The following is a 24,159-nucleotide window of genomic DNA, read 5'->3' on the forward strand; positions in this document are numbered from 1 at the left end:
TCAATTGCGATGCACGAACGCGGGCGGCGCGTACGCGAAATGCGCGAAAAGAGCGCATTTCGCTGCGGCACCGGCGCGCTCCCCCTCAGTCCTCCTCCCAGAAGGCCACGAATTCGCCGTCGCCATCGTCATCGAATTCGAGCGGGCAAGTCGTGGTGCCTTCTTCCAGGAAGCCGCAGAAGCGGTGGCGCAGGGTGTCGATGGTGATCTTGCGCATCTCCATCTCGCAAAAGCCCGATGCCAGCAGCGCGGCCAGCGCGCGCTGCTTCTGGGCGATGAGATCGATCGCCTGCAGCTCGCGCAAGTGCTGCGCGGCGAAGGTGGGATCGCGACACAGCACTTCGCCCAGCGCCTCGATCTCCACGCCAAGCTCGCCGAGGACGTCGGCCATGGCGACGAATTTGGGGAGGGTCGTCATGGCGTTTATGCCGCGATCGCGACGTCCCCCGACGAACTGAGCGCCGGCAGGTCGAGCACCATGACCATACGGTCCTCTATCGCGGCGAGCCCTTCGATGAAGGGCACCACCTCGTCCTGGCCCGCGGTCGGCGGCGCCTGGAGATTCTCCGACTGCATGGTGACGATATCGCTCACCGAATCGACGATCAGGCCCTGCGCCTGGCCATGCACCTGGCAGACGATGATCGCGTGGCGCGGCGTCGCCTCGGTCGCGCCCCAGCCCAGCCGGGCGGCCAGATCGATCACCGGCAGCACGGTACCGCGCAGATTGACCACGCCGGCCACGTAGTGCGGCACGCGCGGCATCGGCGTGACCGGGGTCCAGGCGCGGATCTCGCGGATCGCCATGATGTCGAGCGCGAAGATCTGGCCGGAGACTTCGAATGTGATGAGTTCGCGGTGCATGTCCTTGTCCTCCTGCGGGATCAGTGCGCGACGCGGCGGACGGCCGCGACGAGCTTGTCGGTATCGAACGGCTTGACGATCCAGCCCGTCGCGCCGGCGGCGCGGGCGCGGGCCTTCTTGTCATCGGAACTCTCGGTGGTGAGCACCAGGATCGGCCGGTCGCGATGGCGCGCGCCGCCGCGCACCTGCTCGATCAGGCCGAACCCGTCGAGCCGGGGCATATTGATGTCGGTAATCACCACATCGACCTCGTTCACCGCCAGCCATTCCAGCGCGGAGACGCCGTCGTCGGCCTGGGCGACATCGAAGCCGCTGGAGGTCAGGGCATGATTGAGCAGCGCGCGCATGCTCGCGCTGTCATCCACAGTCAGAATTCGCGTTGTCCTGGACATGAACGTCTCGCTTTCCTTCAGAACAGTTCGACTTCGCCGCGCTGGGCCACCAGGCGGGGTTGGGGTTGGATATCGGGGGCATCGCTGGCCGGAACCACGCGGCAGCGCACCTGGCCCGATGCCGGACGGAAATCGACGCGGCGGGCGCAGTTGCCGCCCAGATCCTCGCGCACCAGCTCGATCCGCTCGCGCTCCAGGAAGCCGCGCGCGAAATCGGCGTTGGCCGTGCCGATCCGGGCCATGCCCGACCGGATATTGGCGCCGCCGTACAGATGCGCGCGCAGGCGTTCCTTGCGGGCACCGTTCGCCAGCATCTCGTTGATCAGCATTTCCATCAGGTAGACGCCGTAGTGCACGTCCACCTCGCCGCGCGCATGGCTGGCGGGCGGCTCGGGCAGCAGGAAATGGTTCATCCCGCCCACCTCGCTGCTCGGATCGAACAGGCAGGTGGCGACGCAGCTTCCCAGCACGGTGCTCAGTTCCACCCTGGGGCCCGCGCTGACGCGGAACTGCCCTTGCAGCACGGTGATCCGGGTGGTGTTGGCCGGAGTCAGGTTCGTCGGTTCCATGGATCAGGCAGCCTTGGTCAGCGCATGGCGCGCGATGCGGTTGATCGGGGCGATCACGCGCGCCGCGCCCAGCGAAATGGCGGCGCGGGGCATTCCGAAGACGGTGCAGGTCGCCTCATCCTGCGCGATGGTGTGGGCGCCGGCCCGGTGCATCGCCAGCAGGCCCTTGGCCCCATCGGCCCCCATGCCCGTAAGCAGGATGCCCACGGCCTGCGCGCCGACCACTTCGGCGACGGAGAGGAACAAGGCATCGACGCTCGGCAAATGCCCGGAAACCGGCTCTCCGGCCCGCAGCTTGGTGCGCAGCGTGCGGGTTCCGCCCACCTTGAGGTGCTGGTCCCCACCGGGCGCGAGATAGACATTGCCGGGGCGTACCGGCATGTCCGCCTCGGCGATCTGCACCCTGGCGGGGCAGGCGCTGTCCAGCGTGCGGGCGATCGCCGAAGCGAAGCGCGGATTGACGTGCTGCACGATCATCGTCGGCGGGCAATCGTCGGGAAATTCGGACAGGAGGATCTGCAAGGCCTCGACCCCGCCGGTGGACGAGCCGACCGCGATCAGCTTGATATCGCCGTCGATCGAGCGCCGGCTCTGCTCCACCACGCTGGCCACGGCAGCCTGCTGGCCCCGGTTGAACGTCACTTGCGCGGCCAGCCGGATCAGCGCGGCCAGGCGGCCGTTGTCGCCGATATCCAGCTTGCCGGAAGGATCGAACTTCGAATAGCAATCGACCGCGCCCAGCGCGAGCGCGCGCGCCGTGGTCTCGTTGCCTTCCTGCGTCGCGCCCGAGACGATGATGACCGGCATCGGCCGCAGCGTCATGATCTTCTCCAGGAAATCGAGGCCGTTCATGCCCGGCATCTCGATATCGAGCGTCACCACGTCGGGGTTGAACCGCTTGATCATCTCGCGCCCGTCGGCGGCGTTGGACGCCGTGCCGATCACCGAGATATCGGGCTGCTCGCTGAGCCGCGACATCAGGATCGCGCGCATCGTGGGGGAATCGTCGATGACAAGGACGCGGATGGTCATGCGTTCCTCCGGCGATAGATCGTGGGGCCGACAAGCTGGAGTTGGCGCGATGCCGGGCCGCTGACGCGCTCGGAATGACCGATGTAGAGAAAGCCGTCGGGCGTCAGCGCGTCCAGGAAGCGCTGCACCAGCCGCTCCTTGGTGGGATTGTCGAAATAGATCATCACGTTGCGGCAGAAGATCACGTCGAACTTGCCGCTGATCGGCCACTCGCCCAGCAGGTTGAGCATACGGAAGCGCACGATCGCGCGCATCGTCTCGCCGATCGCCGCCGTGCCGTCGCTTTCGCTGGTCCAGGCGCGGCGCAGCGCGTCGGGCACGGGCTTGAGATCCTTGGCCGGATAGACCGCTTCCTCGGCCCGCCGGATCGCGTGGGGCGCGACGTCGCTGGCCAGCACGCGCAAGTCCGCGCGAGCAAGCGCCTGGCCCGCGGCCCGGTCCGGCCCGAGCATGGTCATCACCAGCGACCACACTTCCTCGCCGCTGGAACACCCGGCCGACCAGAGCCGGACCGGCTGATGCGCCTTGAGCCGGGCGATCAGATCGGGCCGCAACTCGTGCTCGAAATGCTCGAAGTGATGCGCCTCGCGATAGAAGAACGTGTGGTTGGTGGTCAGCGCGGCCATCGCGCGGTTCAGCTCGGCCTCGTCCGCGCGCATCCGCTCGACGAAATTGCCGAACGTGACGCAGCCCGATTCCCGCACCAGCGGGGCAAGCCGCGAATAGACCAGCAGCGCCTTGCCTTGCGGCAGGACGATCCCGACGTTGTCATGCACGATCCTGGCCACGGCCTCGAAATCGGCCTGGCAATAGATCTCGGGACTGACGCCGGGGATCGACTGGCTGAGGGCGGCGGCCCGGCTCATGCGGCCTGCCTTTCGTGCGCGGGCAGCGCGCAGGCGACCAGGCCATCGACATCGACGATCAGCGCGACGCGCCCGTCACCCAGGATGGTCGCGCCCGCGACGCCTTCGACCGGGCGGAAATTGGTCGCGAGGCTCTTGATGACGAACTGGCGCTGGTCCTGGATATCATCGACCAGCAGCGCCGCCTGCCCGGCGGATTCGGTATCGACGACGATCAGCACGCCCTCCTCGGGCGAAGTCGCGCCTTGCGACGCGCCCAGCGCCTCGCGCAGCGACAGCACGGGAATGAACCGCCCGCGCACGTTCAGCATGTGGCGGCTGGCGCCCAGCCCCTGCACGTCGTCCGCGCCGGGGCGCAGGCTTTCGACCACGTGGGCCAGCGGCACCACCAGCGTCTGATCGCCGACATTGACGATCATGCCATCGGAAATCGCCAGCGTCAGCGGCAGCGTCAGGGTAAAGGTGGTGCCCTTGCCCTCGGTGCTCTCAATCGTGATGCGCCCGCCCAGTTCCTTCACGTTCTGGCGCACCACATCCATGCCCACGCCCCGGCCCGAGATGTTCGAAACGGTCTGCGCGGTGGAGAAGCCGGCCGCGAAGATCAGGTTGTCGATCTCCTCGGCGGAAAGCTGCGCATCGGGCGAGACGATGCCCTTTTCCACCGCCTTGGCGAAAACGCGCTCGCGGTTGATGCCCGCGCCGTCATCGGCGATCGCGATGAGGATGCGGCCCGAACGGTGCTCGGCCGAAAGCGTCAGCGTGCCTTCGGGGGGCTTGCCGGCGGCGATGCGGTCTTCGGCGCTTTCGATGCCGTGATCGACCGCGTTGCGGATAAGGTGGGTCAGCGGCTCGCCCAGCCGCTCGATCACGGTCTTGTCGAGCTCGGTCGATTCGCCGATGACTTCCAGCTTGACGTGCTTGCCCGTGCTCGCCGCCAGATCGCGCAGGATCCGGGGCACGCGGCTGAACACGCTGCCGATCGGCTGCGCGCGGATCGACATGGCGCTTTCCTGGATATCGCGCGTCAGGCTTTCGAGCAGCCCCAGCTCCTCGGACGCCATGACATTGGCGTTATCGAGGCGCTGCACCAGCATGGCCTGCGCGATCACCAGTTCGCCCACCAGGTCGATCAGCCGATCGAGCTTGAACAGGTCGATGCGGATCGACTGGCCGGGCGCGGGCGGCGCGGCGGGCGCGGCGCCGGCGGGAGCCTGTGCGTGGGCGGCCTCCACCTCCACTTTCACCTCATGCACCACGGGCGGCGGCGCTTCGACCGGCGCGCTTTCGGCCGCCACCGGCGCGGGCGCCGGCCGGGCCATCCCCGGCTCGATCACCACCGGCGGCATGACGGCATCCTCGCCGATCTCCAGCGCGCAATCGTCGCCGATGAAATCGAAAATCTCGCGCACCGCGTCCTCGCTCACCTCGGCAGGCATCGCGAAAGTCCACCCGAGATAGCCCTGCGCCGGATCGAACCCGTCCAGCGCGGGAACCTGGCTGACATCGCAATCGACGCATTCGCCGCCCATCGCGACGATCTCGCGCAGCATCAGCAACGGCTCGCTGCCGTTGCGCATGGCACCCGCGCGCGGGCGCAGGTGGACGTTCCAGCGATCGTCGGCGGCCTGGGGCTGGCTTTCGAAGCCGCCGGAAATATCGGCCAGCAGCGCGTCGAGGTCCATCATGTCGATCGGCGCGGGTTCGTCATCGGCAGCCTCGTCAGAGGCGGTTGCCGGGCTCGCGGCGTCCGGGGTGGGCGCATCGGGGGCATCACCCGCCGCGCCCCCGCCATTGGCCTGCGCCGCTTCCATCTCGACGATCAGCGCGGCATCATCAGGCGCCTCGCCGCCGCCGCGCGCGGCGGTGACATGGTCGCTCAGCGTGTCGAGCGCGCGCAGCAGCAAGTCGACAAGCTGGGGCCGCAGCGGCACCAGCCCTTCGCGCACATCCGACAGCAGCGTCTCGAACGTGTGGGTATAGGCCTGGAGCGCGGCAAAGCCGAACGCGCCCGCGCCGCCCTTGATCGAATGAATCGCGCGAAACACCGCGTTGATCGTATCCGCGTCCTGCGTGCCGGCCTTGCAGGCGGCCAGCCCGGTTTCGGCGGCGGCAAGCGATTCCTCACACTCGACGAAGAAGATCTGCTGGATTTCCTCAGGGCTCATAGATCACCTTCATCGAACAGCTCGGCCTCAAGGCCGGTGAGTTGGGCCGCCTCGCGCAGCGCGGCCGACGCGATGATCGTCGCTCCGTTGCCGCTGCGCCGGGCGCTGACGAGAAGCTGCAGCATGGCCTGCCCGATCTGCGCGACGGCGCTGCCGTCGATCGCGGTCGCGCCCGATCCCATCGCCGCGACCAGTTCCGGCCAGAGCGCTTCGGCGGCGGCCCGGTCGCAGCGCGCCGGAAGTGAAATGCTGGTCATGATCCCGATCCCCTCTGACGCGCGGCGCTCAAAACTCGCTCCAGTCCTCGTTCGACGGACCAGTGGGCTTCAGCGCGAGATTGCCCATCACCGGCGCCGCCACCGGCATCGGCGCCGCGCGGACCCTGGCGCGGGCGCGCGGCTTGGCCTGGGTCGGCTCGTAATCGCCGCCGCCCACGCGGAAGCGCGATACCAGCGTGGACAGTTCGCTCGATTCGTTGGCCAGGCTGCGCGCGGCGGCGGTCGACTGCTCGACCATCGCGGCGTTCTGCTGCGTCATGCGGTCCATCTCGCTGACCGCGGAATTGACTTGCTGCAGGCTGATCGACTGGCGCCCGGCAGAGCTGGCGATATCGCCGATCAGGTCGCTGATCTCGCCCACCCGGTTGACGATCTTTTCCAGCACGCGGCCCGTCTCGCCCACCAGTGTGACGCCGCCCGCGACTTGCTCGGTCGATGCGGTGATCAGCGCCTTGATGTCCTTGGCCGCCTCGGCCGAGCGCTGGGCCAGCGCGCGCACTTCGTTGGCAACGACGGCAAAGCCCTTGCCGGCATCGCCCGCGCGCGCCGCTTCCACCCCGGCGTTCAGCGCCAGCAGGTTGGTCTGGAACGCGATCCCGTCGATCACATTGGTGATCTGGGTGATTTCCTGCGCCGAACGCTCGATCGCGGACATCGCCTCGGTGGCGCGCGCCACGACGGCGCCGCCTTCGGATGCCTGGCGATGCGCGTCGGCGATCGACTGCTGCACTTCGCTGGCGCTGGCGGCGGTGGACTTCACGTCTTCGGTCACCTGGCTCATCGCCGCCGAGGTTTCCTCAAGGCTGGCGGCCTGCTGCTCGTTGCGCAGCGAAAGATCATCCGACGCGGCGCGGATTTCCGAAGCACTGGTCGAAACGCTGGACGCCGCGCCGCGCACCGAACTCATCGTCGTCGCCAGCGAATGGACCGCGCGGTTGAAGTCCTGGCGCAGATCATCGTACTTGCCGGGAAATTCCGTGCCGATCGCGCAATCCAGATCGTTGTCCGACAGCTTGCGCAGCGACGTGCCGAGCGCGGCGACGATCTGTTCCTGCGCGACGCGGCTCTGCTGGACTTCGACGGCATTGTCGCGAAACTGCGCCATCGCCTTGGTCATGCGGCCAACGCAGTCGGCATACTCGGTGTAGCGGATCACGCTGTCGGTATCGCCGGCAGCCAGCGCTTCCATGCGCACCACGGTGTTGACATAAGGCGTGCAGATCTTGGCCGAGGCGAACGCGATCGTCGCCACCGTCAGCGCCATGGCCGCCAGCGCGATCACCATCAGGCCCAGGCCGCCGCCGGCCAGCCAGGTCGTCATCACGCCAACAACGGCCAGCAACGACTGGACGATCAACAGCGCCTTGAATTTGGATCGAATCGGGGCCGTCTTCTCGAACCAGTCAAGCATGGGATTCTCCAGTCCATTCCATTTCCCGGCCGGAAGCGCGGCCTGGGACGCATGGATTAACCATCGCGCGAAAAGGCGCGATTACGAGCAGCCTCTGGTGAAACGCGTACCGACCGGAAGGCATTTACTATGGCGTTGGGCCTAGATTCACTTTCGCGTAATCAAACTCGAAAGGTCTTCGTCATGCATGATGCTCGCGTACTTGTGGTCGACGATTCGGCGGCCATGCGCGCGCTGTTTTGCGACGTCCTGGAACAATCCCGGAATGTCCGCGTCGTCGGCACGGCCGCGAACGCCGCCGAGGCGCGCGACCAGATCGCCGAAGTGATGCCCAATGTCCTGACGCTCGATGTCGAAATGCCGGGGATGAGTGGAATCGATTTCCTCGAAGAGATCATGACCAGCAATCCGCTGCCCGTGGTCATGCTGTCCAGCCTGACGCAGAGCGGCACCGAAACCAGCCTCAAGGCGTTCGAGCTGGGCGCGGTCGAATGCTTTCCCAAGCCCCTGAAGGCCACGCCCGAACAATTCGCCAAGACCGTGGGCAAGCTGGGCAAGATCGTGCTCGCGGCCGCCAATTCGAACGTGCGCGACAAGCCGCGCGCCAAAGTGGTTCGGGCCGAAAATGTCGACAGCTTCCAGTGCAACGGCACGATCGCGGCGTTCAGCGCCTCGATGGGCGGGGTTGACGCGCTGTCCGAGGTCTTCGCACAATTCCCCGCGAACTGCCCGCCGACAGTGATCGTGCTGCAGACCGAGCCGGCCGTCGCGCAGGCGTTCATCGCCCGCGCCAACAAGGACTACGCCTGCACCGTCAAGGAAGCCGCCGACGGCGCGGCGCTGACGCCGGGCACTGTCCACATCGCCAGCGATCCGGGCAAGCACGTGGTCGTCGAACCGGGCGATCCGGCGGTGCTGCGCCTGGTCGAGCGCGATCCGGTGGAAGGCTTCCGCCCTTCGGCGACGCTGCTGTTCGGCTCGATCGCGCGTGGCGGCCGGCCCGCCATCGGCGCGGTGCTGACCGGCATGGGCGAGGATGGCGCGAAGGGCCTGAAATTGCTGCGCGACGCCGGCTGCCGCACGCTCGCGCAGGACCGCAACAGCGCCACCGTGCCGCAGGCCCCGGCGGCGGCCGTCGCCGCCGGCGCGGTCGATGCCGAACTCAAGCTGGAAGATCTCGCGACGGCAGTGCTCAGCGCCTGCGCGGCGAACTGAGCGGCCGGCGCCGCAGCCCCGTCAGCAGCGCAGAACCCTAATGCCCGCCGGCGGCGGCGGGAGTGCCCCGGCGCGGGCGCGGCGCCAGCCAGATCGTCAGCGCGGCCAGGAACAGGACGACCGAGGCGATCGCGAAGACATGCGTGGTCGATTGCGCCATGCCCTGCTGCTCGACGATCTGCGCCAGCGCGGCCTTGGCCTGCCCTGGGGTGAAGCCGTTCGCTTCGAGCAGCGACACGGTCCGATCGGCGCCGTTGAGCGAGCCGACCATGTCCGCCCCGTCCGATCGCGCCATGTCCGACCATAGCGTGGTGATCGTCGCGGTGGCGATCGCGCCCGCCAGCGTCCTGCCGAAATTGGCGATGCCGGCGGCGGACGCGGTCTCGCGCGGGTCCACCGAGCTCAGGCTGATCGTGGTCAGCGGCACCATGAACAAGGCCACGCCCATTCCCTGGATCAACTGCGGCATGGCGATCGTCCAGAACGTCGCGTCGGTGGACCACCATATCGCCCGCAGGCACGCGACCATGCCGATCCAGCCGATGCCCAGCGAAACCAGCAGGCGCGGATCGACCCGCTGCATCAGCCGGGGCACCAGCGGCGAGGCGATCACCGCGAGCACGCCGCTAAACGCCATGGCATAGCCGGCCTGCGTCGCGGTGTAGCCGAGCGAGGTCTGCAACCATTGCGGAATGACCACCACCGAGGCGAAATAGGTGCCGAAGGCCAAGGTGAGCGAGATCGTCGCGGCGGTGAAGCCGCGATGGCGGAACACCTTGAGATCGACGATCGGATGTTCCTCGGTCAGTTCCCAGATCAGGAAGACGCAGAAGAAGATCGCCGAAACCACCGCGCACGTCACGATGAAGGGCGAGGAAAACCAGTCCTCCTCGCGCCCCTTGTCGAGCATGAGCTGCAGCGAGCCGACCCAGACCACCAGCAGGCCCAGCCCCACCACGTCGATCGGCAGCTTCTGCGTCGGCGTCTCGATACCGCGCAACATGCTGAACACGCCGAAGAAGATCACCCCGATGATCGGCAGGTTGATGAAGAAGATCCATTCCCAGGACCAGTTGTCGCTGATCCAGCCGCCGAAGATCGGCCCCAGGATCGGCCCGACGACCACGGTCATCGCCCAGAGCGCCATGGCCCGGGGATGCATCTCGCGCGGGAAGATGCGCAGCATCAGCGTCTGCGTCAGCGGCATCAGCGGGCCGCCGCAGAACCCCTGCCCCAGACGGAACAGCACCAGCATCTCCAGCGAGCTGGAAAGCCCGCAAAGCACCGAAAACAGGCCGAAGCCCAGCAGCGAGACGATAAACGTGCGCAAGGTGCCGAAGCGATTGGCCAGCCAGCCCGTCAGCGGCACGCAGATCGCCTCGGCCACCGCATAGGAGGTGATGACCCAGGTTCCGCTCGATACCGAGACGGCAAGGCCGCCGGCGATATGCGGGACCGAGACATTGGCGATCGTCAGATCGAGCACGACGATGAAGTTCGCCGATGCCAGGATCAGGCCCGCGATCAGCAGCCTGACGCCCGAAAAGCTCGTGGCGCCGCCAGCACCTTGCGCCATGCCGGGCCGCGCGGCCGAAGCCATCAGTCGTTGTCCGTCAGGTCGATTTCGGCATCCATGGAAAGGCCCACGCGCAACGGATGCCGGGCCAGTTCCCTGGGATCGAGCGCGATCCGCACCGGCAGGCGCTGCACCACCTTGATCCAGTTGCCGGTGGCGTTCTGCGCCGGGATCAGCGCGAAAGCCGCGCCAGTGCCGCCGGCAAAGCCGACGACGCGGCCATGGAACTCGACGCCGCTGCCATAGAAGTCCGAAGTCAGCACCGCGCGCTGGCCCGGCTTCACTTTGCCGAGCTGGTCTTCCTTGAAGTTGGCATCGACATAGAGCTGGCCGACCGGGACGATCACCATCGCGACGTTGCCCGCCTCGATCTTCTGGCCGACCTGCACCGAACGGCGCGCCACCACGCCATCGATCGGCGCGCGGATCACCGTGCGCGACAGATCGAGCTTCGCTTGCGCGAGCCGGGCCTGGGCAGCGCGGACTTCGGGCGCGGTATCGGTCGTGGTGCCCGAAACGAGCGCCATCGCCGCCGTCTCGTCGCGCCGCGCGCTGATCGCGTCGGCGCGGGCCTGGCCGATGCCGGCCTGCGCCGCCTGGACCGCCGCCTGCGCCGCCGTCAGCGCGTTGCGCGCGGCGGTGACTTCGTCGGCCGAGACCGCGCCGCCATCGACGAGCGCGGCCCGGCGGCGATAATCGGTCTGCGCCTTGATGAGATCGGCCTGCGCCGAGGCCAGCCGCGCCTGCGCCGCGGGAAGCGCCGCGTCCTTCGCGTCCGCCGAAGCGCCCAGCGCGGAACCTTGCGCCAGCGACTGGCGATAGCGGCGTTGGGTCAGGGCCAGCATCGCCTCGGCCTGCGCCACGGCGATCCGCTGATCCGCGTCTTCCAGCCGCAAAAGCACTTGTCCGCGCTTCACCTGCTGCGTGTCGGTCACGGCGACTTCGATCACGCTGCCCGAGGTGAGCGGCGTGATTTCCGCGTTTTCGCCCGCGACATAGGCGTTATCGGTCGAAACCGAACGGCTGCCGATGAAGGTGATGTAAAGCCAGGCGAGCAGACCGACGACGACCACCGCGATCGCCAGGCCCGTCAGCAGCGGCCGGCGCCGATTGGCGTTCAGCACCCGGCCGGAACCGTTGCCGCCCCCATTGCCACCGTTGTCTTCGGCCGGTGCATCCGGCGCGTTCTCGCTCATGTCGGGGAAGCCTCTTCGTTCGTGGCGTCAACGAACCCGCCGCCGAGCGCGCGCTTGAGCGCGACCTCGCGGGCCAGGGTTCGGAAATGGGCATCAATCGCCGCCTCGCGCGCGGCAAGCGCGGCCTGCTGCGCGCTCAGGACTTCCAGATAGCTGGAAAGCCCGCCGCGATAGCGTTGCAGGGCCAGGGCATAGGCGGCCTCCGCGTCGGTCTGCGCCTGGCGGGTGTCGCGTTCCTGCGCTTCGGCGGCATCGCGGCTGGCGATCGCATCGGCCACGTCGCGCAGCGCGGAAATCACCGTGTCGTTATAGGCCGCGACCGCCTCGTCATAGCCGCCGCGCGCCTGGCGGAACTGGCCGCGCAGCCGCCCGCCCTCGAACACCGGCAGCGTCAGCGCCGCGCCCGCGTTGCCGTAAGTCGATCCGCTGTCGACCAGGTTGGAAAGGCCCAGCGAAGTGAGGCCGATCAGGCCGCGCAGCGAGATATCGGGCATGAAGGCGGCGCGCGCCGAATCAATGCGCGATCCCGCCGCCTGCGCGCGCAGGCGGGCCGCGACGATATCGGGCCGGCGCCCCGCCAGCGCGATGCCGGCATCGGCGGGGATCGGCGTTTCGGGCAGGCTGGCCAGCGCCGTCGGCGTGATCGCCAGCCCCCGGTCCGGCCCCGCGCCGAGCAGGGCGGCCAGCGCGTGGCGGCGCAACGCGATCTGCTCGCGATTGGCCGCCAGATCGACGCGCGCGCTGGCCACGGCGGCACGCGCCTGCCGCAGGGGGCTCTGGTTATCAAGGCCCTGGGCGACGCGACGCTGCGTCAGCTCGGCGACGGTCTCGCGCGCGGCGAGCGCCGCCTCGAACGCCTTGTCGCGCTCGATCAGGCGGGCCAGATCGAAATAGGAGGAGACCACATTGGTCGAAAGCATGAGCGCGGCCTGATGCGCATCCGCCTCGGCCGCTTGCGTTTCGGATGTCGCGGCAGCCAGTGCGGCGCGCGTCTTGCCCCACAAGTCGAGGTCGAACTCGCCCGAAAGCGCCAGCGTGCCGGTGCTCTTCCAGCCGCGCGGGACGAATTCGGCGGGCACGCCGTTGTTATAGCTCTGCTTGGTGGCCCCGGTCGAGCCCTGGCCCGAAATCTGTGGCAATCCCTCGGCCCCGGCCATTTCGGCCGCGCCCCGCGCCTGCCGAATGCGCGCGGCGGCGGCGGCGACATCGGGCGATGCCGCCAGCGCTTCATCGACCAGCGCGTCGATCTGCGGATCGCCATAGGCCGTCCACCAGCGTTCGCGCGGCCATTCCGCCGCTTGCCGGCCCGCCGAGCCGGCAAGCGAGCGCGCGCTTTCCAGCGTCGCGGGTGCCCGCATGTCCGGGCGGGCGCCCAGATCGGGCGCGGTGCACCCGGCGAGCCCCGCCGCCAGGGCGAGAATCGAGCCTGCGGCGACTCGCAAGGAAATGTTCGTACTCATCAGTACGGTTTTAATCGCGGCGGCTCTTGCGGATGTCAATCAAAAAGTGTACCAGCTAGTACGCATATGGGTGAGAAAGTCGGCAAACGGGAACTGAACCGAGTCAAGCGGTGCGCCGCGATCGTGGAGGTCGCCAAGGATTCGTTCCTCCAAAAAGGCTATGCGGCCACCAGCATGTCGGCGATCGCGGATGCGGTGGGCGGATCGAAAGCCACGATGTGGGCGCATTTCGGCTCGAAGGAAGAGCTGTTCAGCGCGGTGGTGGACAGCATGGTGGCGCAGTTCGCGCTGGATATCGAAGACGTACTGACCAGCCAGAGCTTCTCGGTTCCCGCCCTGCGCCGGTTCTGCCTGCGCTTCGTCGATTGCCTGCTGCGCGAAAGCGCGGCGCGGCTGTTCCGCCTGATCATGGGCGAGGGCGAGCGCTTTCCCGAACTGGGCGAAGTGTTCTGGACGCGCGGCCCGGCCAAGATGGTGGGCCACGTTACCGACTTTTACGCCACCCGCTTTCCCGAAGACGAGGCGCGCGCGCTGGCGCAGATCACCATCACCACGATCGTCGGCTATCGCTCGCAGGCGCTGATGGACCCCTGCCCGCGCCCGCCCGGCGATGCCGAGCGCTTCATCGACAATTTCATCGCTTTCCTGAAGCTTGATGGCGCCCACGGCGAGGCGCCTGACGATCAGGCCGGACCGTCTCAGCCGGCATAGCGCGCCAGCGCGTCTTCCACCCGCGCCAGCGCGGCGCCGGCCGGATCGGTCTCGCCCAGCACGCGGAACGTGCCGTTCAGCGTGAAGAAGCAGTGCCCGTGCACCGTGGCAAGCAGCGAGCGGGCCAGCGCCGGGGCATCGCCTTGGCGGCCCGCCGGCAAGGCCGCCGCGATCTCGCGCACGATCACGCCGGTGATCGCTTCCACTTTCTCGCGGTAGAAATCAGGCATTGGTTCGCCTTCGGGCAGGCGGAAATCGTAAAGCGCGGTCCAGGCGTTGCGGTGGCCCATGGCGAAATCGAAATAGGCCGATATCGCCGCCGCCAGCCGCCTGTCAGCCACATCCGCCAGCCGCTGTTCCAGAAACGCCAGCCACAAATCCAGCGTGCGCCCGTTGATCGCCAGCATCAGCTGGTCGTAGGAGCCGAACACGTTGTAGAGCGTGCCGATCGAATAGCCGATCCGTTTGGCCACCTCGCGCGCGGAAAACCGGGCGAAGCCGACTTGCGCGATCTGCCGGTGCCCTTCGGCGAGAATCATCTCGCGCAGTTCGGGCCGGGTATGGTCGGAACGGCGGCCCATCCCTCAGCCTTCGCGTAACAGACAGCCGGCCAGGCAGCCCCATCCGCAGGGCGCCAGCCGCAATTCGCCCGGAAATCCGTTCACGGCCATGTTTTCACCTTCACTCCGCCTTGCCCGAACGCATGTCCGCGCACGCGCCAAAGCGCAAGCGCGGGGGTTAATTGAACGATGTATAATATACTAATTGATCGTTGTGTAATTTTATGCGAACTCTCGCTGCGCACGGAGAATCGGCGCCGTGGGCAGGGAGATGGGCGGCACGCTTGCCGCAGGGATCTGGTGAGATTTGCCACACTGGCGCACCTGCGCCTCGCCAACGCCTTCGCAACCGTGCGACTAACGACTTTTGAGGATGGGCCGCATAATGCTGACAAAGCCAGTCGGAGGAGAAATTCGTGTCCGCTCATGACATATCGCTGCTGGCGAAAAGGCGTTTCGGGCCGATGTTCGTCGTGCAGTTCCTCGGCGCCTTCAACGACAACCTGCTGAAGTTCGCACTGCTGTTCCTGGCGAATTTCGGCCTCTACGCGGCGCAGCCGGACAAGGCCGAACTGCTCGCGGTGGTGTCCACCGGGCTGTTCATCCTGCCCTATTTCCTGTTCTCGGCGCTCGCCGGCCAGTTGGCCGACCGGATCGACAAGGCGCGCCTGGTGCGCTGGGTCAAGCTAGCCGAGGTCGTCATCATGACGATCGGGCTGGCCGGCTTCTGGTTCCAGTCGATTCCGATCCTGCTGGCCGCGCTGTTCCTGATGGGGATGCATTCGACCGTGTTCGGCCCGGTCAAGTATTCGATCCTGCCCCAGCACTTGCACCGGGACGAGATCATGGGCGGCACCGGCCTGATCGAAGGCGGCACGTTCCTGGCGATCCTGGGCGGCCAGCTTCTCGCGGGCGTGATCCCGGCCTGGGAAGCCGGGCTGGCGGCGATGGCGATCGCCGTGGCGGGCTTCGGCTTCAGCCTGCTTGTTCCCGTCGCCCCGCCGACGCGCGGGGGCCATCCGATCGACTACAACGTGTTCAAGGGCACCTGGCACATCCTGCGCGCGGCCCGGCACGGGCGCGGCGTGTGGCTGGCGATCCTGGGCATAAGCTGGTTCTTCACCGCCGGCGCCGTGCTGGTGAGCATGTTCGCCCCGCTGGTGAGCGGATCGCTGGGCGCGCGGCAGGAAGTGGTCTCGCTGTTCCTGGTGATCTTCTCGGTCACGATCGCCGTCGGCTCGCTGGCGGTGAACCGGCTGCTCAAGGGTGAGGTCTCGGCGCGCTTCGTGCCGATCAGCGCGCTGGTGCTGGCGCTGGGGCTGATCGACCTGTGGCTTTCCACGCGCGGCTTCGAGATCCGCGCGGCCGGGGCCAGCGTGCGCGATTTCGTGGCGGCACCGGGAGCATGGCGCATCATGGCGGACCTGGTCGTGATCGCCTTTTCGGGCGGCATGTTCATCGTGCCGCTTTATGCGATCCTGCAGATTCGCCCCTCGGCCGACGAGCGATCGCAAGTGATCGCGGCGAACAACATCGTCAATGCCGGCGTCACCGTCGTGGTCGTGCTGGCGATCACCGCGCTGCTCGGGGCGGGGCTGAGCGTGCCCGGCGTGATCGGCCTGCTGGGCTTCCTGACGCTGGTGGTGGCGCTGATCTCGATCTGGCTGCTGCCCGAAACGCTGTTCAAGGCGGTGATCCGCATCGTCCTCAAGCTGCTTTACCGCGTGGAGGTGACGGGCATCGAACATATGCCCAGGCCCGGCGAGCGCGCGGTGGTGGTGGTCAATCACCTGAGCTTCCTGGACGGCGTGCTGCTGGGCGCGTTCCTGCCCGGCAAGCCGACTTTCGCGATCAACACGCAGATCGCCCGGAGCGTGTGGGTCAAGCCGTTCCTCAAGCTGTTCCACGCCTTCCCGGTCGATCCGACCAATCCGATGGCGGCCAAGGCCATGGTCAAGGCGGTGCGCGAGGGACGCACGCTGGTGATCTTCCCCGAAGGCCGCATCACCGTGACCGGCGCGCTGATGAAAGTGTTCGACGGGCCCGGCATGGTGGCCGACAAGGCCGACGCGCCGATCATCCCGGTGCGGCTCGACGGGCCGCAATATTCGCCCTTCTCCAAGATGAAGGGCAAGGTGCGCCAGCGCTGGTTCCCCAAAATCACGCTCACCGTGCTGGCGCCGCGCCGCTTTGCCATCGCCAATGCGCATGGGGGCGAGATGAGCGCGCGCGAGCGCCGCGCCATCGCCGGCCGCCGGCTCTATGACGAGATGAGCCGGATGATCTTCGACACCTCGCACACCGACCGCACCCTGTTCGAAGCGCTGTGCGAGGCGCGCTATCTCCACGGCGGCAAGGCGCTGGTGGTGGAAGACGTGAAACGCGAGCCGCTGTCCTATGACCGGCTGATCCTCGCCGCCAGCCTGCTGGGCCAGCGGCTGGCGCAAGGCACGACGCAGGGCGAGGCCGTGGGCCTGCTGCTGCCCAACGTCAGCGGCGTCGCGGTCGCCTTCTTCGGCCTGCAATCGCAAGGCCGGGTGCCGGCGATGCTGAACTTCACGGTGGGCCAGGCGAACTTGCGTTCGGCTTGCGTAACGGCGGATATCCGCACCGTCGTCACCGCCCGCGCCTTCGTCGAGCAGGCGAAGCTGGGCGAGGTGATCGCCGCCCTGGAAGCGGACGGACGCCGCCTGCTCTACCTGGAAGATCTCGCCGCCGGGATCGGCGCGGGCGCGAAGCTGTGGGCCATGCTGACCGGGCGCCGCGCCGCCGCGCGGCACCGCAAGCTGGGCATCGGCCCGGATGCGCCGGCGGTGATCCTGTTCACCAGCGGTTCCGAAGGCACGCCCAAGGGCGTGGTGCTGACGCACCGCAACCTGCTGTCCAACTGCGCGCAGCTTGCCGCGCGGATAGACTTCAACTCGGCCGACATCGTGCTCAATGCCTTGCCGGTGTTCCACAGCTTCGGCCTGACCGGCGGCACGCTGCTGCCGCTGCTCAACGGCATCCGCACGGTGTTCTATCCCAGCCCGCTGCATTACCGGATCGTCCCCGCGCTCGCCTATGACACCAATGCGACGATCCTGTTCGGCACCGACACGTTCCTGGCCGGCTATGCCCGCATGGCCCACGGCTATGATTTCTACAGCCTGCGCTACATCTTCGCCGGCGCCGAAAAGGTGCGTGACGAGACGCGTCGGACCTATGCGGAGAAGTTCGGCCTGCGCATCCTGGAAGGCTATGGCGCGACCGAGGCCGCGCCGGTGATCGCGGTGAACACGCCGATGCATTTCCAGGCCGGATCGGTCGGCCGCCTGCTGCCCGCGATCGAGGCGCGCCTGGAAGATGTGCCCGGCATCGCCGAAGGCGGGCGGCTCTATATTCGCGGGCCCAACGTCATGGCCGGCTACCTGCTCGCCAGCGCGCCCGGCAAGCTCCAGCCGCCCGACGATGGCTGGCACGATACCGGCGATATCGTCACCATCGACCAGGCGGGCTTCGTCACCATTCGCGGCCGGGCCAAGCGCTTCGCCAAGATCGGCGGCGAGATGGTCTCTCTGCCCGCGGTGGAAGGCTATGCGGCGAAAGTCTGGCCCGGCGCCGAGCACGCCGTCGTCACGCGGCCGGACGCGAAAAAGGGCGAACAGCTCGTCCTGTTCACCACCGCGAAGGATGCCGATCCCCGGGCCCTGCTCGAATGGGGCCGTGCCAACGGCGTGACCGAACTGATGCTCCCGCGCGACATCCGCCCGCTCGATGCGCTGCCGGTGCTGGGCACCGGCAAGCTGGACTACGTGACGATGGGCGAGATGGCGAAGAGGTGACGCTTGTCGCCCACTCTCTCGCCTTCAGGGGAGAGATACGCAGGCTTGCGAGCATGGCTCGCTGGCCGAAGTTGAGAGGGCGTGTGCCGATACGCCCCCCTCTCCCAACCCTCTCCCCCGAAGGGGAGAAGGCTATCTGCTTTCCCATTTGCTGATCCCGGCCGATTGCCCCGGCCCGCGCATCCGGGTTAAGCCGGCACCATGGCCCTTCCCCCCATCCTCGTCGTCACCACCGGCGGCACGATCGACAAGCAGTATTTCGATGCGCTCAGCGAGTACCAGATCGCCGAGAGCGTGATTGGCCGCCTGCTCAAGATCGCGCGCGTAACGCATCCGTTCCGGGTGATCGAACTGATGCGCAAGGACAGCCTGGAATTGACCGACGCGGATCGCGCGCTGATCGCCGCCACCATCGCCGATGCCCCGGAAACGCATGTCGTCATCACCCACGGCACCGATACGATGACGCAGACCGCGCGGGCGCTCGGTCATCTCACCGGCAAGACGATCGTGCTGGCCGGCGCGCTTGCCCCGGCGCGGTTCAGCGAGAGCGATGCCTCGTTCAATCTGGGCATGGCTTTCGCCTGCTGCCAGTCGGCGCCGCCGGGCGTGTGGATCACGATGAACGGATCGGTGTTCAATGGCCTGACGGCGCGCAAGGACCGCGCGGCGGGCACTTTTGTCGAAAGCTGAAGACGTCGAAAGTCGGGAGCGCCGAAAGTTAGGGCGGGCGCTCAGTAACCGCGCACGGCCGAAGCGCCGACCGGGCCATGCATACCTTCGAATTGCTGGCGACTCGGAAGCTGCTCAAACGGGGGACGGAAGTGCAGGAGTTCGTAGAACGACCGCTCCAGGTAAGGGGCGGCGTCTCCCGCGCTCATATCGACTCGCGCGCATTCGCCGATTCCGGGAAGCTCGGTACGAAACAAACCTTTACGCATGATACTCTCGCCGCGACCGGATATCGCTTAGGGGGATTGACGCGGTTGTGTCAATTCCGCTTCGGATGCGGCGGCGATATCAAAGGCTTGGCAAGGTGTCGGGAAACGCGCGCTCAGGCGGCGCGCGCGGCGAACCAGCCGGTGTCGGCCCCGGCGTGCGAACGGGCGTCGTCCAGCTCGAAGCGGCTAACTTCGTTCATCAGCGCGTCGGCATTGGCCGAAAGGCTGGCGCAGGCGGCGGTCGCTTCCTCGGCCATGGCCGCGTTCTGCTGGGTCATGTGCTCCATGCTGCCCATCGACTCGTTGATCCGCACCACGCTGTTGGCCTGCTGCTCGGCCGATCCGGCGATCGTGCCGATCAGCGTGCTCATCTCGGACACGCGGCCGCTGATGCGCTGCAGCGCGGCACCGGCCTCGCCCACCAGGGCCGCGCCGTTCTTGACTTGCGCGGCCGAGGCCATGACCTGCGCCTTGACCTGCCCCGCCGCATCGGCCGACCGCAGCGCCAGCGCGCGCACTTCCTCGGCGACCACGGCAAAGCCCTTGCCCGCGTCCCCCGCCCGCGCGGCTTCGACCCCGGCGTTCAGCGCCAGCAGGTTGGTCTGGAAAGCGATCCCGTCGATCACCGCGACGATCTCGCACACGTCGGCCGAAGCCCGTTCGATCTGGCCCATCGCCGCGATCGCGCGCTGCACGATCTCACCCGATTGCTGCGCATCGGTGTTGGTCTCGGTCACGACATCGCTGGCGTGGGACGCGTTCGACGCGGTCTCGCGCACGGCCTGCGTCACCGCAGAGAGCGCATTGACGGTCTCTTCCAGCGAAGCGGCCTGCTGTTCGGTGCGGCGCGCCAGATCGAGCGAGGCATCGCGGATGCCCGCCGCGCCCGAGGCGATCGCATCGGAATTGCTGCGCACCGCGCCCATCGCCTCGGCCAGACCGTCGAGCGCGTCGTTCAGATTGTCGCGCAACTCGCCATAGCCTTCGGGCATTGCATCCACGCGGCCGCACAAGTTGCCGTCCTTGAGCTGGCGCAAGTGCTCGCCGATGCGGTCGATGGCTTCCGCCTGGTTGTGTTCGGCCTCACGCTTGCTGATCGCGGCTTGCCGGAACACTTCCAGCGCTTGCGACATCCGGCCGATCTCGTCGCTGTGATCGAGGCCGGGAATGCTCGAATCGGTATCCCCTTCGGCCAGCGAGCGCATCCGTTCGGTCAGCGTCTCGATCGGCACGACGATGGAGCGGCCAAGCTGCCGGCTGCCCAGCAGCACGCCGCCGGCGATCGCCAGGGTGAGCACGGCCAGGATCAGCGCCTGCTGCAGCACGGCCCGGTCGATATCATCGACATAGACGCCGGTGCCGATCATCCAGCCCCAGGGCGCGAAACCCTTTACATAGCTGATCTTGGGCATGGCCTTTTCGCCGGTCGGCTTGTCCCAGCGGTAATCGACGAAGCCTTCGCCATGCGACTGGACGACCTTGACCATCTCCAGGAACATCGCCTTGCCGGTCGCGTCGGTATTCGTGCTGATATCCTTGCCATCGAGTTCGGGCTTGAGCGGATGCATCAGCATGACCGGGCGCATGTCGTTGACCCAGAAATAGTCCTGCCCGTTGTACCGCAGCGCCTTGATGGCATCGAGCGCGGCCCGCTGCGCCTGCTCGCGCGTCATGCGGCCGTCTGCTTCCATGGCGTGGAAATGGTCGAGGATGCCCGAGGCGGTCTCCACATTGCGGCGAGTCGACGCCTCGATATCGCTGTGCATCGTGGTGTTGATCCGCCACAATCCGATCCCGGAAAGAACCAACATGCCCAGCGCCGCCAACAGCGTGCTGATCCCGATCTTCTTCCTGATGTTCATCGCATTTCCGAACGTTGCTTTCGAACGCCGGATCTATCCAATGCGGATTAATGAATGGTCAAATCCGCAGTAAGCACAACACCAAATTGTGCCATTTTATATTTCTTTATTCCTATTTATAATTTAGAAAATTGAAATTCTACGAATTATATTTATAAATATATGAGGGTTGAATATTTAATCTCGTTAACAGGCAAGATAATTAGAGAAAAAATTCTTGCGAATTCACGCGAAAGCCAACTTTTCATCACAGGCCGAATCCGCAGCCTTCGCCCTGAAAACGCGGATTGACCCCGATTGTAATCAGGAAGGTGTTTGACCGGGCGAGACAGGCCAGCGATTTCGTGCCGGGGCCGCCCCCATCCATGCTACAGGCGCTTCATCGCGAGACTTCGATCCGAGCTTCTCGCGGCTGAGGGATGGAATGCGCCCCCGCTTGATGCAGGAGCGCACAAGATGCGTCTCGATCAGTTCCCGGGCACGAAACGCTTGCGCTGCAACGCTATTCGCAGTGTGCCAGCGTCCGCGACGTTGCCGCATGGCAATCCCAGCCCGGCCAGACTTTCGCATCCGCGCAACGACACAAGGACCTTTTGACATGGCCAAATCGCAAAAACGCAGCAACCGCGAGGTTCGCAAACCCAAGGCATCCAAGACCAAGCCCGCCGCTCCCATCGCCCTGGCCGATGCCACGCCGGTGATGGCAGCCATGCGCAAGCCGAAAGACAAGCTCTGAGGCGATGTCGTCACGCCTCGCCAACGTTCTCGTAAACTGTCGGCCGACACTTGACAGTAAGCATAGTTGCGCTGGATTGACTGCATGGAGATCGAGAGCATCAAGTATAAGGCGCTCTGGAACTATTTTGCCAACGGCACGACCAAGGGCCTTATGGAGTTGGAACGGCTGCGCAAGATGCTCGCCTTCGTCAACGACGCTGGATCAATCGAGGATTTGAAGCCGCCGCCGAATTTCCGGTTTCATCCTCTCACCGGCAACCGCGCCGGAGTTTTCGCGATGACCTCGACGAAAAATTGGCGAATGACCTTCAAGTTCAACGAAGATGGCGCGATCGTCGATATGGATTTGGAGGACTATCATGGCGCTTAAGATGCATCATTCGCTCGCGACGCATCCGGGCGACTGGCTCAAGACGGAGGTTGTTGAGGCTCACGGCCTCAAGGTCGGCGAGGCGGCTGGTCACCTGGGCGTTTCGCGCCAGACCCTCAGCAAGCTGCTGAACGCCGGCCAGGGGCTCACCGCCGACATGGCCATCCGCGTCGAGAAGGCCTTTGGCATCAGCGCCGATACGCTCATGCGCATGCAGACGACTTTCGATATGGCAAAGGCGCGCGGGCACGAGAAGGAACTGGAGGTCGAGCCATACCGTGCCGCACGTCACGCCGACCCCTTCGCTCGGGTAGCTTGAAGACACAGCCGGAGGCGAAACGGAGCGCGCATTATAAGGCTCTAGGCGCGACGGAACGACACAATATCATCCGGGTAGTGACCCTCAGATTTGGTCGTGCAAAGCGAGAGGACAGGCTGCCCAACTGGTCACCCCATTGCTTTGGTAGACTCCCGATGCGTCTTCATATGAAAAGTCCATGGCGGCGATGAATTCGGGCACCTTGGCCTGAAGCGAGCTGGGCCGTTCAGCCAGTTGGTGACGACCCGAGAGGTGATCCAAGCGGTTCGTATCGAAAGGAAAGGCTGCGTTCGACCTGGCACTATCGTTTGCAGAGCGGCTTTTGCGACGGTCCCCTGTGCGATTGGGCGGTCGGCATGGATTTTGTGGGCAAGGTCGTGGGAGTATATCGCCCCGATCGAGGATCTACACCTAATTCCGAACATAGCCCCCCGCTTCGGCGGGGGTTTCTTTGTCAACCGTGAGGCCCTACCACCACACGGACCGGGGTTAAACGACAAGAGAATATATTGATGGCGCTTACGCGATTGCTCACGGCGACAGCGGCGATCTGCCTGCTTGCGAGCTGCGGCGGAGGTGACAGTGATTCAACACCGACACCGACACCGTCTCCAACGCCTACTCCGGTCCCGACGCCGACACCTACGCAATCATATCCAATCTTTGCTTCACTTACCGGCGATCAACGGTATGCGACTTCATGTGCCTCGATTTCCGGACTCGATGCGGTGGATATGCCAATTCCGCGCGGAATTTCCGACTTCGAACCCGAGGGACGCATCCGCTATGATAGTACCTCGCAGGTTTATAGTCTCCTCCAACCCAATTCCTCTACATTCTATAGCTTCGCTCCCGAGGATCGAATTGCTTCGGAAGCCGGAGCGATCAGGTTCCAAAAAGCGATGCCCGACAATTTGTCGGCCGAGTTTACCATCGAGAATCCTGGATCGCTGCTCACCTATGCCCGTCGATCCGACTTTGATCTCACCTTGAATTCCGATGGGACACATCGGGATAGTGACCGGGCCTTTTGCATTCTTGGAGTACCCACCCGCATTGACGATCGACCTACCCAACCGATCATCGATTTCACTTCCTTCGCCTTCGATGGCGTCATCTATGATCGGCGTTCGGGAACGGCGAAAGTCTACGATGTGGATGGTGGAACCGCGACCCTGCGCGTCGATCTCAATACCGGCACTGTCACAAGCCGCCTAACCTTGCGGGGGATCGACGCGAACGGTGCGCACGTCGAAATCGGTCCGATCGACTACGAAGCCGGGATTGACGCTTCGACTGCAGGCTTTGGTGGCGCGCGCTTGAATCCCGATCCTCAAGAGATTTCCCAAATCAGAGGCGGGTTCTTCGGACCCCAAGGAGCCGAATTCGGCTATATCTTTAATTCGTCTCGATATGGTGGAACCGACATCGGACGATTTGATCTTTACTATTTCGGCACGGTTGTAGGCAGGCGATGATTTTCTGCTGCCTATGAGAGTGATGTTTGTTTTCCATCCGCGAGCGTATTCGCCGGTGTGCTTCGGATGAGTGCTCACAATTGCATCTCCAACAGCGGCACCGACCCGCTCGACATCGGCGGCCCGCGCCCGGCACGTCATAGTGTGACCGACCCCAAGTTCCACGACGCCCGCCCCTGCGCATCGAGACGCAAATCACGGGAACCGGGTAAGTGTGCTTTTGGTGCTGCTCCGGTGCTGCCCCACCGAGCCTCGGGGAAGCACTAAATTAGAGCGGTTTTCGACCGCTTTGAATCGATGAGGGATTCCCTTGCGGGCTGATTTGTGATTCA

General features: G+C 65.9%; 22 protein-coding genes. 8 read left to right on the forward strand and 14 right to left on the reverse strand.

Annotated features, from left to right (window positions below; translation table 11 throughout):
• Positions 1-85 precede the first annotated feature (85 nt).
• Genes PYV00_RS22335 through PYV00_RS22375 form a run of 9 tightly spaced genes read right to left on the reverse strand, consistent with a single transcriptional unit; the run spans position 86 to position 7,577 of the window.
• Entirely contained in the window at positions 86-418 is a 333-nt protein-coding gene (locus PYV00_RS22335; RefSeq protein ID WP_275230532.1) for a hypothetical protein, read from the reverse strand.
• A gap of 5 nt (positions 419-423) precedes the next feature.
• Positions 424-864 carry a chemotaxis protein CheW gene (locus PYV00_RS22340; protein WP_275230534.1) on the reverse strand — a complete coding sequence of 147 codons (441 nt, stop codon included), beginning with the start codon at positions 862-864 and terminating at the stop codon, positions 424-426.
• A 20-nt stretch (positions 865-884) separates the two neighbouring features.
• On the reverse strand, positions 885-1,256 hold the full coding sequence (locus tag PYV00_RS22345) for a response regulator (protein WP_275230535.1): 372 nt from the start codon (positions 1,254-1,256) through the stop codon (positions 885-887).
• 17 nt (positions 1,257-1,273) lie between these two features.
• Positions 1,274-1,825, reverse strand: coding sequence for a chemotaxis protein CheD (locus tag PYV00_RS22350; RefSeq protein ID WP_275230536.1), 552 nt, complete (start codon positions 1,823-1,825; stop codon positions 1,274-1,276).
• Between the two features lie 3 nt (positions 1,826-1,828).
• Positions 1,829-2,857 carry a protein-glutamate methylesterase/protein-glutamine glutaminase gene (locus PYV00_RS22355; RefSeq protein ID WP_275230537.1) on the reverse strand — a complete coding sequence of 343 codons (1,029 nt, stop codon included), beginning with the start codon at positions 2,855-2,857 and terminating at the stop codon, positions 1,829-1,831.
• Positions 2,854-3,723 carry a CheR family methyltransferase gene (locus PYV00_RS22360; RefSeq protein ID WP_275230538.1) on the reverse strand — a complete coding sequence of 290 codons (870 nt, stop codon included), beginning with the start codon at positions 3,721-3,723 and terminating at the stop codon, positions 2,854-2,856. Before PYV00_RS22360 ends, PYV00_RS22355 begins: the two co-directional genes overlap by 4 nt.
• Positions 3,720-5,888, reverse strand: a complete 2,169-nt coding sequence (locus tag PYV00_RS22365; protein ID WP_275230539.1) for a chemotaxis protein CheA — start codon at positions 5,886-5,888, stop codon at positions 3,720-3,722. Before PYV00_RS22365 ends, PYV00_RS22360 begins: the two co-directional genes overlap by 4 nt.
• The gene (locus PYV00_RS22370; RefSeq protein ID WP_275230540.1) at positions 5,885-6,145 is read right to left on the reverse strand and encodes an STAS domain-containing protein; all 261 of its coding nucleotides are present in this window, start codon (positions 6,143-6,145) and stop codon (positions 5,885-5,887) included. Before PYV00_RS22370 ends, PYV00_RS22365 begins: the two co-directional genes overlap by 4 nt.
• 28 nt (positions 6,146-6,173) lie before the next feature.
• Positions 6,174-7,577 (reverse strand): methyl-accepting chemotaxis protein, encoded by a 1,404-nt coding sequence (locus tag PYV00_RS22375; RefSeq protein ID WP_275230541.1) that lies wholly within the window; start codon positions 7,575-7,577, stop codon positions 6,174-6,176.
• Between the two features lie 183 nt (positions 7,578-7,760).
• Here PYV00_RS22375 and PYV00_RS22380 point away from each other — a divergent pair, with 183 nt between their 5' ends.
• Entirely contained in the window at positions 7,761-8,792 is a 1,032-nt protein-coding gene (locus tag PYV00_RS22380; protein WP_275230542.1) for a chemotaxis protein CheB, read from the forward strand.
• A gap of 37 nt (positions 8,793-8,829) precedes the next feature.
• Here PYV00_RS22380 and PYV00_RS22385 read toward each other — a convergent pair whose 3' ends face one another.
• The 3 genes from PYV00_RS22385 to PYV00_RS22395 are packed head-to-tail and all read right to left on the reverse strand — an operon-like array spanning position 8,830 to position 13,024.
• Positions 8,830-10,392 (reverse strand): DHA2 family efflux MFS transporter permease subunit, encoded by a 1,563-nt coding sequence (locus tag PYV00_RS22385; protein ID WP_275230543.1) that lies wholly within the window; start codon positions 10,390-10,392, stop codon positions 8,830-8,832.
• On the reverse strand, positions 10,392-11,564 hold the full coding sequence (locus PYV00_RS22390; protein WP_275230544.1) for an HlyD family efflux transporter periplasmic adaptor subunit: 1,173 nt from the start codon (positions 11,562-11,564) through the stop codon (positions 10,392-10,394). The genes PYV00_RS22385 and PYV00_RS22390 overlap by 1 nt, the downstream gene beginning before the upstream one ends.
• Positions 11,561-13,024: an efflux transporter outer membrane subunit gene (locus tag PYV00_RS22395; protein WP_275230545.1), complete on the reverse strand. Its 1,464-nt coding sequence runs from the start codon at positions 13,022-13,024 to the stop codon at positions 11,561-11,563. The genes PYV00_RS22390 and PYV00_RS22395 overlap by 4 nt, the downstream gene beginning before the upstream one ends.
• A gap of 174 nt (positions 13,025-13,198) precedes the next feature.
• Between PYV00_RS22395 and PYV00_RS22400 the strand changes: the two genes are divergently transcribed.
• Positions 13,199-13,735, forward strand: coding sequence for a TetR/AcrR family transcriptional regulator (locus PYV00_RS22400; RefSeq protein ID WP_428981672.1), 537 nt, complete (start codon positions 13,199-13,201; stop codon positions 13,733-13,735).
• On the opposite strand, the gene PYV00_RS22405 is transcribed toward PYV00_RS22400, so the two are convergent.
• The gene (locus PYV00_RS22405) at positions 13,723-14,316 is read right to left on the reverse strand and encodes a TetR/AcrR family transcriptional regulator (protein WP_275230547.1); all 594 of its coding nucleotides are present in this window, start codon (positions 14,314-14,316) and stop codon (positions 13,723-13,725) included. The genes PYV00_RS22400 and PYV00_RS22405 overlap by 13 nt on opposite strands.
• A gap of 395 nt (positions 14,317-14,711) precedes the next feature.
• On the opposite strand from PYV00_RS22405, the gene PYV00_RS22410 reads away from it, so the two are divergent.
• The gene (locus PYV00_RS22410) at positions 14,712-18,119 is read left to right on the forward strand and encodes an acyl-[ACP]--phospholipid O-acyltransferase (RefSeq protein WP_275230548.1); all 3,408 of its coding nucleotides are present in this window, start codon (positions 14,712-14,714) and stop codon (positions 18,117-18,119) included.
• A gap of 201 nt (positions 18,120-18,320) precedes the next feature.
• A complete protein-coding gene (locus PYV00_RS22415) occupies positions 18,321-18,812 on the forward strand; it encodes an asparaginase domain-containing protein (protein ID WP_275230549.1) in 492 nt (163 codons plus the stop codon).
• 361 nt (positions 18,813-19,173) lie between these two features.
• On the opposite strand, the gene PYV00_RS22420 is transcribed toward PYV00_RS22415, so the two are convergent.
• Positions 19,174-20,922, reverse strand: coding sequence for a methyl-accepting chemotaxis protein (locus tag PYV00_RS22420; RefSeq protein ID WP_275230550.1), 1,749 nt, complete (start codon positions 20,920-20,922; stop codon positions 19,174-19,176).
• 598 nt (positions 20,923-21,520) lie between these two features.
• Here PYV00_RS22420 and PYV00_RS22425 point away from each other — a divergent pair.
• From PYV00_RS22425 to PYV00_RS22440, 4 genes are all read left to right on the forward strand, one after another.
• Positions 21,521-21,658: a hypothetical protein gene (locus PYV00_RS22425; RefSeq protein ID WP_275230551.1), complete on the forward strand. Its 138-nt coding sequence runs from the start codon at positions 21,521-21,523 to the stop codon at positions 21,656-21,658.
• Positions 21,659-21,742: 84 nt separating this feature from the next.
• Positions 21,743-22,030 (forward strand): type II toxin-antitoxin system RelE/ParE family toxin, encoded by a 288-nt coding sequence (locus tag PYV00_RS22430; RefSeq protein WP_275230552.1) that lies wholly within the window; start codon positions 21,743-21,745, stop codon positions 22,028-22,030.
• A complete protein-coding gene (locus tag PYV00_RS22435; protein ID WP_275230553.1) occupies positions 22,020-22,349 on the forward strand; it encodes a HigA family addiction module antitoxin in 330 nt (109 codons plus the stop codon). The genes PYV00_RS22430 and PYV00_RS22435 overlap by 11 nt, the downstream gene beginning before the upstream one ends.
• A 734-nt stretch (positions 22,350-23,083) precedes the next feature.
• Entirely contained in the window at positions 23,084-23,827 is a 744-nt protein-coding gene (locus PYV00_RS22440; RefSeq protein ID WP_342803833.1) for a transferrin-binding protein-like solute binding protein, read from the forward strand.
• The last annotated feature ends 332 nt before the right edge of the window (positions 23,828-24,159 follow it).

The sequence above is a fragment of the Novosphingobium album (ex Liu et al. 2023) genome (genome assembly GCF_029076845.1).
Lineage (GTDB): Bacteria > Pseudomonadota > Alphaproteobacteria > Sphingomonadales > Sphingomonadaceae > Novosphingobium.